Source organism: Lamprobacter sp., assembly GCF_034860625.1.
GTDB lineage: Bacteria > Pseudomonadota > Gammaproteobacteria > Chromatiales > Chromatiaceae > Lamprobacter.
This window is the reverse complement of the sequence record NZ_JAYESN010000028.1, coordinates 39,046-53,046: the sequence shown is the minus strand read 5'-3', so window position 1 is coordinate 53,046 and position 14,001 is coordinate 39,046. Positions and strand designations below refer to the sequence as shown.

Below are 14,001 nucleotides of genomic sequence, written 5' to 3'. Positions count from 1 at the left end.
GCCTTGGTCGCCACCACCACCGCGATCCTGCTCATCGACCGCGCCTTTGTGCTAGCGTTCCGATGGTGAATACCCCTCTAGTCGAGCTACACCAGGTCTTCCAGCATGTCAAAGGCCACTGCGCGCTCAGCGATCTCTCGCTCAGGGTCAACAAAGGCGATGCGCTGCTGCTGATCGGTCCGAACGGCGCCGGCAAGAGCCTCACGCTGCGGCTCTTGCTCGGTCTGGATCATCCCTCGGCAGGATCGGTGCGCTTGTTCGGGCAGGATTTAGCGCGCCTGAACGATGCGCGCATGAATCGCTTGCGCAGGCGGCTCGGTGTGGTCTTACAAGGCGGCTCACTCCTCGATGAGCTGACGGTGCTGGAGAATCTGTTGCTGCCGATGCGCGCGCAAGCGAATACCCGTGCGCGCCTCGCCCGCGCGGCCCGACTGGCGATCACCCAGTTGCAGCTCGATGGCATGGAGCATCAGTTTCCGCGCGCGCTGTCGCTCGGGCAGCAACGCCGCGCGGAGTTGGCGCGCGCCCTGATCAATCAGCCCGAGCTGTTGATCTGCGACGGCCTCAGCGATGGCCTCGACCAACCGGCTCTGCGCGATATCCTTGGCATCTTGCGGGTGCAGCGCGACAGCCGGGGGCTGAGTATCATCGCCACCGATAACGGGATGCTGGAGATCGTCGGCGCCGAGGATCGCGTGGCGGTGATGGATCGCGGCCGGCTCCTGTTCGCCGGCACCCGCGCGGCGCTGGAGTCTCGCAGCCGCGACGATCTCGAACTGCGTACCATCTTCGAGGGACACCCCTAGCCGTCGAGCAGCAGGCCGATCACCCGGATGAGCAGGTTGAACCGTCTTTATTCTCCGCCCGAGTTGGGCGCGCCCGGCAAGCGGCAGGCCCATGACCGGCATCGCGACCTGACGCTGGCGGGGCTCTTCGTGCTTTTGATGGCCGGCGTGGTCGTCGCGCTCCTGCTGCTGCTCGCCCCGGGTTTGTTCGGCGGTTACAACCTGCGCGCCTACTTCCTCGATGCAGATGGGCTGGATAGCGGCATCGAGGTGATGCAGGAAGGCTTTACGATTGGCCGAGTGCGCGCCCTGGAACCGGTCTTCCAGCACGACCCCGACCGCGGCGAGTGCCCACGACCAAGCGCCGCACGCAAGCGCGCACCCGAGCTGCCCTGTTTTCGCGTCATGCTGAACATTCAGCAGGCCTGGCCGGTGCCCGCCGACAGCGTCGCCCAACTGGCCTCGGCTGGCTTGTTGCGGGGCAATATCATCCGTATCGTGCCTGGAATCTCGGCCGCGACGCTGAGTCCCGACAGCGCCATCCCGACGATTGAGCGCGCGCCCGATCTGAGTATGCAGCTCACCGCCGCGCTAGCGCAGGCGCAACAGACCCTCGACGAGAGCATTCGCCCAGCGCTGATGCGACTGCAAGAACGTCTCCAGGGCGTCTTGGCGATGTTCGGCGAGCAACTTGACAACGGCGAAGTAGGTGCCGACCTTGGCCAGGGCCTGGGGGCAGTCTTGGACAATCTAGTCCAACTCAGCGCCGATATTGAGCAAAGCGTCGATCCCCAACAGATCCAGGCCATCCTCGGTGCCGTACAGCGGCTCTCCGACAATCTCGCGACACTGTCAGCAACCTTGCCCGCGCGCACCGACGATATTCAGGATGCGGTCGCACGCTACGGCACGCTCGCCGATGAACTGCGGGGCTTAGTCGAGAGCAGCCGACCGAGTGTGGAAGGCTCGCTCGATGATGTGCACTATATATTGCAAGCGCTATCGGCGGCCTTGACGCCGATCTTGGCCAATATCGAGCATGCTTCGCGCCATCTCTCGGCGCTCGCCCGCGAGCTGCGCGAGGAGCCTGCCTCGCTGCTGCGTGGACGCAAGCAGGAGGATCAAGCCCCATGGTTCGAGCGTTGAACGGTATCCTCGGCGGGCGGTTCTATACTGGCAGCCTCTGTCTATTGCTGCTGCTGAGCGGCTGTGGCGGCTCGGGGCCGCCAGTGCGCGAGCAGTTCTACAGCCTACAACCCGACATCAGCGTCACCCCAAGCACCCAGACGGTTCCTGGCACGCTGTTGGTCACGCCGTTGGGATCACGTGGCTTTCTGGGCGGTACCCAGATTGTCTTTCGCACCGCCGAGGAGCCGCTGCAGGTGCAGCGCTATCATGATTTTCTCTGGGAAACCCTTCCCGGGCAGGCGCTCACCGAGGCCTTGATCGCCGCGCTGCGCACCGCCAACCTCTTCACCTACACGGTGTCGATCGCCGATCGGGCGCGGGCCGGTTTCATGCTCAATGGCGAGCTCACGCGCTTGGAACATTGGCCCACCGCTGATCCGCCAGCGGTGAGCCTGACATTCAATCTGACGCTGATCACCGGCAACACTCGGGCGACCCAGTTCTCGCGCGACTACAGCGGCACCGAGCCAACCACGGCAAATCGCCCCGAGGCGATGGTGCGCGCTTTCAACCGCCTGAGCGGACGCCTGCTCTCCGAGGCCGTGCGGGATCTCCAGCGTCAGGCCCCACAGCTCGCGCGGGACGCAGCAGGACGCAACTGAATCTTGCCTCGATACCAGCCTCGACACCGCGTGGCCCCCTTCGCATCGCTGATGCCGGTCGAGATCGGCCACATGCCGGTGGCCTGGCATCAGTTGCGCATCCCGGGACCACCGCCGGCCTTTACGCTGAGCGCGGAAGAACAGCAGGGCAAGACGCCAATGGCGCGTTTCCAGCGCCGTTGCATTCAATCCTTGGAGATTCCGCGCGCGGACGGCTGCGCGCCTAGAGCCAGTGTCAGAGCCGATCCTGAAGACAGATTCGGAGTCGATCTTGGAGCCAGCCCCGGTGCCAATCTCGGTGCCAGACCCGAAGCCGGTCTCGGACAAGAAGCCGCCGCTCATCCCAGCGATCGCCTCGCCTTGATCGATAAAGCCGCGCCGCATGCCCTCTTTGATCTGATGCTCAGCGAGGTCTCGCCAGCGAGCACGAATCACCCCGCAAAGGCCGATGCCAGCGCGGTAACGCCCGCTACCGGCCGCGTCCTCTGGCAGACGGCGGCGAACTTTCGCCGCTTCGTCGCTAGCCCCGAGATCCGGCGTGCGTTCGATCTTGACGGCGGCTGGTTGCAGTTGGCGCTCAACTGCGATCCCCACACTCATGACCGCGAGAGCGTACAGGCGCTGAAGCAGTTTCATCTGCACCTGATCTACTGGCGGGCCTGTGAATTGCGACCCTTGCAACAGGTCGAGCGCCTCGCCGATCAGTGTGACCCGATGCTGATGCGTCAATGTCTCGATCCGCTCAGCTTCCTTGGCTCGGCGCTCTTGTACGAGCGTTTGGCCGATCTCGATCTTGAGAATGCTGGCGAGCACATTGGCGCGGGCGCTGACAATCGCGCAAACGCTGGCTCCGGCGACCGCTCGCGCACGGGCATCACCCTGCTGCCGCCCGATCCGGCTGCGACCTGTGCCGGTCAGCGACCGCTGGGCTGCCTGCTGCGGATCGCACACTGGGATGTGCTGGCGACAGCGGCCTTCGAGCAGTTCATTCGCCGCCTGCACCGCCGTCTCGCCGAAACCGCGACCCTGCTGCTGCAGGCGTTCACCGGCGCCACGCAGCCGCCGGCGCCTTGGCAACGGCATCGGCTCCTGCCCAGCGCGCGCATCGCCGAGCAGCTCGGTCAACTCGGTCTGAGTGCCGAGAGCCACGCCGGCCTGCTCGCGCTGGCCCACGGCCTGCACGACCTGCCCGACCCGGTCGCCCAGGCTCTACGCCGCGCCGCGCCCGCTCGGCGCATGCACTGCATGACCCTGAACCAACCCTGCTATAGCCTGACCCTCAGCCCCATGGATGCGCGCGGTCATCCGAGCCTGAGCCGTGATGAACCGCTGTTGCTGAGTCTTCAGGTCAAGCTGCTGTCCGGCATCGGCGGAGCCGGGCTGTGCTCGTTTCCCGGTATCCCAAGTGTTCGGGTGCTGCGCTCCCAGGGCTGTTTCTCGGACGCCGATTGGCGCCAGCGCGCGGACTTCCAACGCCGCTTCGCGACCTATAACAGCCACGCCTTGCGCACAACTGGAACGGGCAATAGTGCTGGCAATGGCATGGGCAACAGTCCTGTTAACGGCCCTGGTTCTGGCTCCGATGCTGGCGTTGGCAAGACGGAGCTTAAATGCGGACCCATTGCGCAGCTACGCGATTTCGCCACCGGTTGGTCGCCCTAGGGGCGCTCGCGATGGACATTGCCGCTCATGCGATTCCCCCGAGCGCCCGCTGCGGCAGACGCGAACGCTAGGCTTTAGCCATGGACTTCACCGCCTATGCCCATCTGTGGATTCTATTCTCGCTGCTCTCGGCCTTCTTCCATGCCTCGCGGCTCGCGGTCACCAAACACCTGAGCCTGAGTCTGTCGGCGCGCGCGCTCACGCTCTATGTCAACCTCGCCAGTCTGTTGGTGACCCTGCCGTTGGCGATCTGGTCTCACCAGTTTCCGCTCGACGACCCGGTCTATCTCGCTGCGGTGCTCTTGGGCGGGCTTGTGTCCGGCCTGGGCGGCTGGTCGCTGAACGTCGCTATCAAGCGCAGCGAGATCTCTCTGGTGGGGCCGATCCTGACGCTGACACCGGCGTTCGTGATCGTCATCGAATGGCTGCTCACCGATGCGCTGCCCGGCCCCCTTGGCTTCGGCGGGATTGGCTTGCTGATCATCGGCAGCTATGTGCTCGCCCTCAGCGGCGGCGAGAAAGGCTGGCAGCAACCGCTGCGGCGCCTGGCGACCAATCCGGGCAGCGCCTTCACGCTCATGGCAACCGGCTGCTTCGCCGCCGCTTCCACCCTCGGGCGCATTGGCATCGAGCGTTCCGACCCGCTCTCGTTCGCGGTGGTGGTCGCGGTGGTCAATCCCATCGTCCTGTTCACGCTGTTCAGCCTTCAGGATCGGCGCTTCTATCGCGAGGTCTTGCCTCCTGATTTGGCCCGCCAGACCAAGCCCCTGCTCCTGCTCGGGCTGCTCTTCGCGCTCATGCGCATCGCCGATCAGATCGCGCTCAGCATGACGCTCGCGAGCTATGCGATGGCGGTGAAGCGCGCCGCCGGCATGTTCTCGGTGCTGATCGGGCGCTGGTGTTTCGCCGAGGGTGGCACGCGCACTAAATTGCTCGGCAGTGCCATCATGCTGCTCGGCCTCTTTGTGCTGACGCAGCTCTAGTGCAATGCTGCCAAAGCTTCGATACCGCCCAAAAGCGCCCAAGCTCCGATATCAACAACGGTGCCCACGACCCTTTCCTCAGCCCAACGCGATCCGGTCCACATCAACTGACACCGCCAGGCTATGCTCGCCACCGCCATAGAACACGCCGCGCACCGGGGTCACGTCCTGATAATCACGCCCGATGGCGGTGGTGATGTATTGATCACTAATGGAGCAATCATTGGTCGGATCGAGATCCACCCAGCCGCCACTCTCCTGGGCTTCGGGGCAGTAGATCGCCAGCCAGGCATGCGAGGCATCGGCGCCACGCAGCTTGGGCTGATCGGGGGGCGGCAAGGTCTCGAGGTAGCCGCTGACATAACGCGCCGCTAGGCCGAGCCCGCGCAACGCGGCGATGGCCAGATGGGCAAAGTCCTGGCAGACCCCGCGGCGCTGGGCAAGCACCTCGGCGATCGGGGTGGCGACCGTGGTCGAGGTTGGGTCGTAGTCGAAGTCGCGGTGGATGCGGCTGACCAGATCCAGGGCGGCTTCCAGCAGCGGTCGCCCCGGCATGAAGGATGCGCGCGCGTAATCGGCCGCGAGCGGGTCCAGTGGCACCGCCGGTGACGGCAAGGCGAACATCCGCGCCGATGCGCTCTCAACCGCGCGCGGCGACTGCAGTTGCGCGCGCGCCTTTTCCCAGGGCAGGGTCGAGGCTGGCTCCGGCAATGGCGGCGCCCAGACCTCAACCTCGGCCGTTGCGTTGATTTCAAGCTGCAGATGCGACTGCTGCACTGAGAAGTAGCTGACCCGATTGCCAAAGAAATCACGATGCTCGCGCACCACCGAGGGCCAGGGATTGATCCGCAGGTTGGCGATCAAGCAGCGCTGATAAGGTGTCTCGCGCGGCTTCAGATGGGCGATGCTGTGGCAGAGTGAGACCGGATCAGCATAGCCATAGCGGGTCAGATGGGTGACTTGGTACCTCATCGCCTGTCTCCCTGAAGGCATTCACTTGCATCGAATTTAGTTGCTCGCAATCCCAACGCGTCCTGGCCCGCCGCCTCGGCCTCCGAGCGCTGGCCGATCAGATGATGTGGCTGCTCTTCGTGGCGGAAGTATTGCGCGGTAATGGCGTCGGAGAGGGCGCTGATCGAGGTCTCGACACTCGCGAGCAAGCCATCCAAGGCGCCCCGCCGCGGACTGCCGTCACTGGGTTGCGCCAACAGATCGAGCTCGGCCAGCCGCAGCTCGGTCAGCAGCCGCATCAAGATGCGCTGCGCCGGCGTGCGGCGCGTCGAGAGACTGTTGCCGGGCATCTCGTCGACCAAGGTCGACAAACGGGCGATCTGATACGCCAGTGAGCGCGGATTGGCCTCGTCCCTTAGGACCAGATCGAGCATGGCGCCAACGCGGGTGCCGGCCTGATAGCGACGCCGGTAGGTGATCAGGCTGTCGGTGACGCCGAGCACCGCTTCGACCAAGATCGACTCACCCGCATCCGGGCTGAGGCTGACCAGGGTCGAGCGCAGCAAGGAGGCCGTGTGCAGCCCGCGCTCTAGGCGCCGTCCGGCCTCGAGGAAGTGCCAGCCCTCATTGTGGGTCATGTTCTCATGGGTAAGCGCCGAGAAGGCCACCAACGAGGTGATCAGCGGATCGAGCAGATCCAGCGCCCGGCCGAGCCCGCGCGGCGGCGCTTGGGTCAGTAAGCGTTGCCGGCGCTCGATATCGTTGGTGACGCGCCAGGTATCATTCGACAGGCGCTCACGCACCGACCAAGCCGCCTGCCCCAGTGCCTGGAGGGTCTGCGGCAGCGCGCCAGCTCGCTTCTGGTCACTGATCAGCGACAGCACCTCCGGCACCGGCTGCGCCAGCAGTTCCGGGGCACCCTCGCCGATGAAGCCAGGGAAGGTCTGACTCTGGTTGGTCAAGGCCGCTAGCAGCAGATGCAGGCAGCAATCGGCATCGGCCTCGGCGGCCAGACTGCTGCGCTCGGTGATCTGGATGATAACGATGCGCAGCAGGCGCACCAGGCCCTCGGCGCGCTCGGCATAGCGGCCGATCCAGAACAGGTTGTCAGCAACCCGAGACGAGACCTCGCTCTCCTGCACCACCGCTGGCACCACTGCGGGCGCGTTGGCGTCCGCGGTGACGATCAGGGTCTCTTGGCGCTCTGGCTCACTGGCCAAGACCCAGGTGTCCTTGCCGAGTCCACCGAGCTGATTGGAGATCATTGGCGTATCGGTGTCGAGCGCGATCCGGCTCAGACCACCGGGCATCACCGCGTAGCCTTCTTGCTCGCTGACCAGGAAGCTACGCAGCACGAAGGGGCGCGGCTCGAGCAAACCATTGATATAAGCCGGCGCGGTCGAGGGTTGAACCGCTTCTTGCGCCACATAGCGATGCGGCTCGCGCCGAATCGCCGCAATCAGCTCATCGCGCTGCTCGGCCTCGAGCTTGGCGCCAAACAGACAGCGTTGACCCGCCGGGCTGCCAGCCGGCTTGATGACCAAGTTCTCTAGGTTGGCGACGACGAAGTCACGGGCCTCGCGCTGTCCGCACCACCAGGTTTGCAGATGCGGCAGGAGCAAGGCCTCGCCGAGCAGGTGCTCGCAGAGCGCTGGCAAGAAGGCCATCAGGCCGGGATGCTCCAGCACCCCGCTGCCGAGCGCATTGGCAATCCCGAGATTACCGGCACGCACCGCTTGCAGCATGCCTGGCACGCCGAGCAGTGAACTTTCCTTGAGCTCGAGCGGATCGCAGTTAAGATCATCCACACGCCGCATCAGGGCATCGATCCGCTCTAAGCGCCCGAGGGTGCGCAGCCAGAGCGCACCGTCGCGCACCGAGAGATCACTACCTTGCACCAGGTTAAAACCGAGATAATTGGCGAGATAGGCGTGCTCGAAGTAGGCTTCGTTACGCGGACCTGGGGTCAACACCGCCACTCGCGCATGATCGGTATGGCGGGGCGCAATGCGCGTCATGGCTCGCCGCACCGAGCGATAGAAACCGGCCAACCGATGCACATGGCTATCGCGGAACAGGCTCGGCATCACCCGCGAGAGCACCACCCGGTTCTCTAGCGCATAGCCGCTGCCGGAGGGGATCTGGGTGCGATCGCCGATCACCCGCCAAGCGCCACTGGCATCACGGGTCAAATCCACGGCATACAGCACGAGCGGCCGATCGCCAGCCACCGGAGCACCGTGGCAAGGAAGGAGATAGCCAGGAAAGCCATCGATCAGCTCGGGCGGGAGTAATCCTTTATCGATCACCGAGCGCAACCCGTAGAGGTCGAGCAGGAGCGCGTTCAGCAGCTCAGCGCGTTGGATCAGCCCACGCTCCAAGCCAGCCCATTCCTCGCCACGGATCAGCAGCGGCAGGGGGTCCAGCTCCCAGGGTCGCGACATCCCTTGCGGATCACCGTAGACGTTGTAGGTGACGCCGTTATCACGCACTAGGCGCCGCGCCTCCTGCCAACGGCTATCGATCCCTTCCGGTCCGATCTCCCGAAGCGCGTCGATCAGATACTGCCAGTGCGGCCGCAAGCCGCCATCGCTGGTCCGCATCTCGTCGAACTGGCCAACCAGGGGGCGATAGGTATCGCCTAGGCGCATCGGCTCGGGAGAAGCACTGGCGAGATTAGTGGCCATGGGTGCGCAACGCTGTCGTTGGCGAAAACAGGCACCGAGGAGACAGGCCCAGCGCTTGTCCCGGCCAGATTCGGCAGCACGATTTGACCTCAACGAGGGCGATGCGGATAGGTATCGCGCCGCGACACAGCGAACGATCAAGACCCTGTTTCACGCTAAAGGGAACCTGCAAAAGCAGCCGTAGAGCCATGTTGAAGTCGCGTTCAATAGAGGTAAGGGATGAACTTGCTGACGCGCGCCGCATAATCTCGGTACTCAGGATGACGCTCGGTCAGCCAGGCCTCTTCTTTGCGCGCCTTGACATCGAAGAAGCCGAAACCGACGACCAGCAACAACAGATGGGATAGGCTAATCGAGTAGAGCGTCCAGGCTAGCCCGGCGCTCAACAGGCTCGCGTACAGGGGATGACGCACGATACTGTAAACGCCGTGCTGCACCAACTGGCTGTGGTCAACTGGATAAGGCAAGGGCGTCAGGTACTCGCGAATGTGATGGGAGCCCATGGCGCCTAACACCAGTGCCGCGAGCACGAATGGAAGGGCAAAGATCAGCCGTGGCAGCAGTAGATCAGCAAACAAACCGGCTGAGAGCCCTGGATGCCAGACCGGAGTCACCGCAAAGAGGATCATGAGCGCGAACTGGATCGCGACGAGCATCTCGCCGCGCCGTCCAAGCCCAGGCCGGTCGTTAGGTTGGTTCATGGAAGTCTCCGTCTCAGGGGGTCAAGAGGCATCAGTATCGCACTGGCCCGGCTGACCCAAAGGTACAGACTGTGCAGATGTTCAAACTCTTTATTCTGGTCCTCATCGCAATGACGAACCCTGTCCTAGCCGTCGCCTCTGGGCTGATTGATAATTTTCACCAGGACCAAGCGCCCTCAAGGCTGGGGACCCGTTGGCGCCTCGCGACCGACCAGGTGATGGGCGGTCTCTCAGAGGCGCAGATGACACGCGCACTGATCGACGGGCGCCCAGCGCTGTGCTTAACCGGCACCGTCAGCCTCGAGAATAACGGTGGCTTCGTCCAGATAAACCTGGATCTCAGCCCCGAGCAGGGATTGCTGGACGCGAGCGCCTTCGCTGGCGTCAGGCTCATCGTGCGCGGCGATGGCGCTGATTACAACGTTCATCTCAAAACTTCGGCCACCAGACTCCCCTGGCAGTCTTACCGCTCGGCCTTCCAGACCGGACCGATCTGGCAAGAGGCGCGATTGCCTTTCTCCTCCTTTGAGCCGCACCGCCTGGTTCCCAGGCTGGACCCTTCCCGCCTCAAGCGACTTGGCATCGTCGCCATCGGGCAGGCCATGAGGGCCGAGGTCTGCATCGCCGAGATCGGTTTCTACTAGCGTTTCACCCCACCCGGCTCAGCGTCTTTGCCACCCCAAAAACGCTTCTCGACTACGGATCAGAAAAAAGCCGTAAAGGACTAAAATTTATCCCAAAGCGCATCTTGTGAAAAATTCTTTAAAAGCCCCGCTAAGCCTATTGTCAAAAAACAAAAAACAGCTATAGCGAACTTGACCTGAAGAAACCCGCCACCTAAGATTGGGGAAAAGTGGGGTGTGGTGGAATTTTGGGGGGGGAGTGACCGCCTTCAGGGGGGCTGGTCATGTTTAGGGGGACGCAGTTTCTAAACCTCGATGCCAAAGGGCGTCTTGCGATTCCTTCGCGCCAGCGCGAACGGCTGGCGCAACTCTGCGACTCACACCTGGTCATCACCGCCCATCCCCAGCGGTGTTTGTTGGTTTATCCGGAGCCTGGATTTGCCGATCTCGAGCGAAAGCTCAACGCTATGCCGGCACATCTCCAAGAGACGACAGCGCTGCAGCGGTTGCTGATCGGCTATGCGAACGACGTCGAGATGGACGCCCAAGGGCGTGTGCTGCTGACACCAGCGCAACGCGCGTTCGCCGGCCTGGAGAAGCGCGTTGCGCTGGTCGGCATGGTGAATCGCTTTGAGCTTTGGGATGAGTCGGCCTGGCAGACCACGATCAGGAACGCAGAGGATATCGACCTCTCGAGGCTTGCCAACAATCCGCAAACGGCATCTTTCTCGTTTTGAAAGAAAACAATTAAAAACATTAAGATAGGGGGCGATCCAACCAATGGCAGCGCAGGGACACGTACCCGTTCTGTTGGACGAAAGCATGCAAGCCTTGGCGATCCATGAAACGGGCTACTATCTCGACGGTACCTTTGGCCGCGGCGGTCACGCGCGTGCGCTGCTGACTCGATTAGGACCTTCTGGGCGGCTCCTGGCCGTCGACCGAGACCCGGAGGCGGTGGCAGCGGCAGCCTCGCTGGCCGAGAGCGACCCCCGCTTCGAGATTGAGCGCGCACGCTATTCACAACTGCCGCAGCTTGCCCAAGCACGAGGCTGGAGCGGCCGCATCAACGGCATCCTGCTCGATCTGGGCGTCTCCTCACCCCAGCTCGACCAGCCGGAGCGTGGCTTCAGCTTCCATGCCGATGCCCCGCTCGATATGCGGATGGACCCAAGCGCCGGAGAGAGCGCTGCGGACTGGCTTGCGAGCGCGAGCGAGCAGACCATTGCCCACGCGCTGCAAGCACTGGGCGAGGAGCGATTTGCACGCCGCATCGCCCGCGCCATCGTCGCCGCGCGACAGCAGGCGCCGATCAACACAACCGGCCAGCTCGCGGCGCTGATCGAACGTTCCGTGCCAACACGCGAGCCGGGTAAGCACCCGGCGACCCGCAGCTTCCAAGCCATCCGCATCCAGATCAACGCTGAGCTTGATGAGCTGCGCACAGCCTTGGCCGCGGTCTGCGAGCTGCTCGCCAGCGGCGGTCGCTTGGCCGTGATCAGCTTCCATTCGCTGGAAGATCGTCTGGTGAAACGCTTCATCCGCGACGAGGCGCAGGGCGCGAACATCCCCAAGGGCGTGCCGGTTCGCGATGCTGAGCTGCGCCGGCGCTTGCGCCCGATCGGCACCGCGACCAGGCCATCGGCTGCCGAGATCGCGCGCAACCCACGCTCGCGAAGCGCGGTGCTGCGCGTTGCGGAGCGGCTGCCATGAAAGCGCGAGGACTGCATCTCGGCGCAGTCATTGGCCTGGCCTCGCTCGGTCTGTCGGTCATTGCGACAGCCACGGCTGTGGTCTATGTCAAGTACCAGACTCGGATCGAGTTCGTCGACCTGCAAGCGGTTCGCGCCGCGCGCGATGCCCTGGATGTCGAATGGGGTCGCCTACGCATCGAAGAGGCAGCCATGGGGACCCAGACAAGGGTTGAGCGCCGAGCCCGGCAGTCTCTCAAGATGCATCTGCCGCGGACGGGCGAGCTGCGCATCGTCGAGGTGAAGACCGAATGATCGAGCCTGATCACATCAAGCACGCCTATCAGGGGCCGCGCGAGGCAGAGCAGCAGCGACTGGCGCGACGTTTCGGCCAACGCCGGCGCCTGCTCGGCGCAGCCTTGGTGCTCGCCTTCCTCTCAGTCACGACCAGCGCCTTCTATCGCCAGGTGGTCGAGACCGATTTCCTGCAAGACGAAGGCGCCAAACGGTTCTTACGCGACCGCCAGATCCCAGCACGGCGCGGCATCATCATGGACCGCAATCACCAGCCCTTGGCCATCAGCACCTCGGTCGCGACGATCTGGGCCGACCCACAACTGCTCATCGACCGCAGCGATGCGCTCGAGTCGCTCGCCCGCGCACTCGAAGAGCCAACCGAGGAGCTGACGGCCAAGGTGCAGGCTTACGCCGCGAAGGGCCGCCGCTACATGTATCTACAGCGACGCGTCGAACCCCACCGGGCGCGCGCCGTCGAGGACGTGGTCGAGACCTATCGTCTCAACGGCATTGGCATGGAGACCGAGTATCGCCGTTTCTACCCTGGGGGTGAGATCTTTGGCCAGGTCGTCGGCTTCACCAACATCGACGACCAAGGCCAAGAAGGCATCGAGCTCGTTGCGAACAGCCAGCTCAAGGCCAAACCGGGCAAGCGCCGCGTGATTCAGGATGGTCATCGCCGAATCGTCGAGGAGGTCGAGCAGCTGCAAGCGCCAGACCATGGCGAAGATATCCTGCTCAGCATCGATCAGCGGCTGCAGTTCATGGCCTACCGCGAGCTCAAGCGCGCGGTCGAAGAGCACAAAGCGGTCGGCGGCTCCGCCACCCTGCTGGACGTAACAACGGGCGAGATCCTGGCGCTGGTCAACCAGCCCTCGTTCAACCCCAATCAGCCGCGCAAAGAGTCGGCTGAGGATCGCCGCAACCGCGCGCTGACCGATGTCTTCGAGCCTGGCTCCACGATCAAGCCGTTCGTGGTCGCGGCGGCACTGGAGCGCGGGGTGGTGCGGGCACATACCCCCATCAGCACCTCGCCGGGTGTCTTGCAGGTTGGCCGCAATCGGGTGCGCGACTATCGCAACCTAGGCCAGCTGGACACCACCAGCGTGATCACCAAATCGAGCAACGTCGGCGTGGTCAAGATCGCGCAGCAGATGGACCGCGCGGTGCTCTGGCAGCTCTATCGGCAGCTTGGCTTCGGCCAGATCAGCGCGGTTGGCTTCCCCGGCGAGCGCACTGGTTATCTGCCCCATTTCGAGAGCTGGTCAAACTTCGAGCATGCCACATTGGCCTTCGGCTACGGACTCAATGTCACCACCCTGCAGCTTGCCCAGGCCTATGCCACCATCGCCACCGAGGGTATCCGTCGGCCTGCGACCTTGCTCCGGCGCGACAGCATTCCACCTGGCGAACGGGTCTTCACGCCCGAGACCGCCCAAGCGGTGCGCCTGATGCTCGAGACCGTGGTCTCGACCGATGGCACCGCGCGGCGGGCCGCAATCCCTGGCTATCGCGTCGCCGGCAAGACCGGCACAGCAAAGAAGGCAGGTCAAGGTGGCTATGTCGACGGTAAGTACCAATCCGTGTTCGTGGGTATGGCACCTGTGACCAATCCGCGTTTCGTCATGGTGGTCATGATCGATGAGCCGGGCGGAAAAGAGTATTACGGCGGCGCGGTCGCGGCACCGACCTTCGCCCGCGTGATGCCCGCTGCGCTGCGCCTCTACAACGTCGCGCCAGATGATCCGAAACATCCATTGATCTTGACCTCATCAACCGAGGGGACACCATGATGGCCTTGCCCGCAGATCCGCTCAAGCTCAGTCGAGAC

Annotated in this window: 13 protein-coding genes; 10 read left to right on the top strand and 3 right to left on the bottom strand. The window is 63.8% G+C overall.

Annotation, left to right across the window (positions count from 1 at the left end; translation table 11 throughout):
- The 5 genes from VBE63_RS09775 to VBE63_RS09755 all read left to right on the top strand — a co-directional run.
- The coding region (locus VBE63_RS09775; protein WP_323682830.1) for an ABC transporter ATP-binding protein at nucleotides 1–806 on the top strand (806 nt) is incomplete at its 5' end.
- Between the two features lie 27 nt (nucleotides 807–833).
- Nucleotides 834–1,931 (top strand): MlaD family protein, encoded by a 1,098-nt coding sequence (locus VBE63_RS09770; RefSeq protein ID WP_323682829.1) that lies wholly within the window; start codon nucleotides 834–836, stop codon nucleotides 1,929–1,931.
- A complete protein-coding gene (locus VBE63_RS09765) occupies nucleotides 1,916–2,575 on the top strand; it encodes an ABC-type transport auxiliary lipoprotein family protein (protein ID WP_323682828.1) in 660 nt (219 codons plus the stop codon). Before VBE63_RS09770 ends, VBE63_RS09765 begins: the two co-directional genes overlap by 16 nt.
- Nucleotides 2,576–2,605: 30 nt before the next feature.
- Nucleotides 2,606–4,237, top strand: a complete 1,632-nt coding sequence (locus tag VBE63_RS09760; RefSeq protein ID WP_323682827.1) for a hypothetical protein — start codon at nucleotides 2,606–2,608, stop codon at nucleotides 4,235–4,237.
- An 80-nt stretch (nucleotides 4,238–4,317) separates the two neighbouring features.
- Nucleotides 4,318–5,220 carry a DMT family transporter gene (locus VBE63_RS09755; RefSeq protein WP_323682826.1) on the top strand — a complete coding sequence of 301 codons (903 nt, stop codon included), beginning with the start codon at nucleotides 4,318–4,320 and terminating at the stop codon, nucleotides 5,218–5,220.
- Between the two features lie 78 nt (nucleotides 5,221–5,298).
- Here the strand turns inward: VBE63_RS09755 and VBE63_RS09750 are convergent, their stop codons facing one another.
- The 3 genes from VBE63_RS09750 to VBE63_RS09740 all read right to left on the bottom strand — a co-directional run bounded on the left by VBE63_RS09750 (nucleotide 5,299) and on the right by VBE63_RS09740 (nucleotide 9,559).
- Nucleotides 5,299–6,192 carry a transglutaminase family protein gene (locus VBE63_RS09750; protein ID WP_323682825.1) on the bottom strand — a complete coding sequence of 298 codons (894 nt, stop codon included), beginning with the start codon at nucleotides 6,190–6,192 and terminating at the stop codon, nucleotides 5,299–5,301.
- Nucleotides 6,189–8,858 (bottom strand): circularly permuted type 2 ATP-grasp protein, encoded by a 2,670-nt coding sequence (locus VBE63_RS09745; RefSeq protein WP_323682824.1) that lies wholly within the window; start codon nucleotides 8,856–8,858, stop codon nucleotides 6,189–6,191. Before VBE63_RS09745 ends, VBE63_RS09750 begins: the two co-directional genes overlap by 4 nt.
- Before the next feature lie 203 nt (nucleotides 8,859–9,061).
- A complete protein-coding gene (locus VBE63_RS09740; RefSeq protein WP_323682823.1) occupies nucleotides 9,062–9,559 on the bottom strand; it encodes an isoprenylcysteine carboxylmethyltransferase family protein in 498 nt (165 codons plus the stop codon).
- 110 nt (nucleotides 9,560–9,669) lie between these two features.
- Between VBE63_RS09740 and VBE63_RS09735 the strand changes: the two genes are divergently transcribed.
- From VBE63_RS09735 to VBE63_RS09715, 5 genes are all read left to right on the top strand, one after another.
- Entirely contained in the window at nucleotides 9,670–10,203 is a 534-nt protein-coding gene (locus VBE63_RS09735; RefSeq protein ID WP_323682822.1) for a CIA30 family protein, read from the top strand.
- 263 nt (nucleotides 10,204–10,466) lie between these two features.
- Nucleotides 10,467–10,919, top strand: coding sequence for a division/cell wall cluster transcriptional repressor MraZ (gene mraZ / locus VBE63_RS09730; protein WP_323682821.1), 453 nt, complete (start codon nucleotides 10,467–10,469; stop codon nucleotides 10,917–10,919).
- A 43-nt stretch (nucleotides 10,920–10,962) separates the two neighbouring features.
- The gene (gene rsmH, locus VBE63_RS09725) at nucleotides 10,963–11,895 is read left to right on the top strand and encodes a 16S rRNA (cytosine(1402)-N(4))-methyltransferase RsmH (RefSeq protein ID WP_323682820.1); all 933 of its coding nucleotides are present in this window, start codon (nucleotides 10,963–10,965) and stop codon (nucleotides 11,893–11,895) included.
- Nucleotides 11,892–12,188 (top strand): cell division protein FtsL, encoded by a 297-nt coding sequence (gene ftsL / locus VBE63_RS09720; protein WP_323682819.1) that lies wholly within the window; start codon nucleotides 11,892–11,894, stop codon nucleotides 12,186–12,188. Before rsmH ends, ftsL begins: the two co-directional genes overlap by 4 nt.
- Entirely contained in the window at nucleotides 12,185–13,963 is a 1,779-nt protein-coding gene (locus VBE63_RS09715; RefSeq protein WP_323682818.1) for a peptidoglycan D,D-transpeptidase FtsI family protein, read from the top strand. Before ftsL ends, VBE63_RS09715 begins: the two co-directional genes overlap by 4 nt.
- Nucleotides 13,964–14,001 lie beyond the last annotated feature (38 nt).

Coding starts and splice junctions, on each gene's coding strand:
- VBE63_RS09740 (WP_323682823.1), bottom strand. CDS start 9,559: ATGAACCAACCTAACGACCGGCCTGGGCTTGGACGGCGCGGCGAGATG.
- VBE63_RS09755 (WP_323682826.1), top strand. CDS start 4,318: ATGGACTTCACCGCCTATGCCCATCTGTGGATTCTATTCTCGCTGCTC.
- VBE63_RS09735 (WP_323682822.1), top strand. CDS start 9,670: ATGACGAACCCTGTCCTAGCCGTCGCCTCTGGGCTGATTGATAATTTT.
- ftsL (WP_323682819.1), top strand. CDS start 11,892: ATGAAAGCGCGAGGACTGCATCTCGGCGCAGTCATTGGCCTGGCCTCG.
- VBE63_RS09770 (WP_323682829.1), top strand. CDS start 834: ATGAGCAGGTTGAACCGTCTTTATTCTCCGCCCGAGTTGGGCGCGCCC.
- mraZ (WP_323682821.1), top strand. CDS start 10,467: ATGTTTAGGGGGACGCAGTTTCTAAACCTCGATGCCAAAGGGCGTCTT.
- rsmH (WP_323682820.1), top strand. CDS start 10,963: ATGGCAGCGCAGGGACACGTACCCGTTCTGTTGGACGAAAGCATGCAA.
- VBE63_RS09745 (WP_323682824.1), bottom strand. CDS start 8,858: ATGGCCACTAATCTCGCCAGTGCTTCTCCCGAGCCGATGCGCCTAGGC.
- VBE63_RS09750 (WP_323682825.1), bottom strand. CDS start 6,192: ATGAGGTACCAAGTCACCCATCTGACCCGCTATGGCTATGCTGATCCG.
- VBE63_RS09765 (WP_323682828.1), top strand. CDS start 1,916: ATGGTTCGAGCGTTGAACGGTATCCTCGGCGGGCGGTTCTATACTGGC.
- VBE63_RS09715 (WP_323682818.1), top strand. CDS start 12,185: ATGATCGAGCCTGATCACATCAAGCACGCCTATCAGGGGCCGCGCGAG.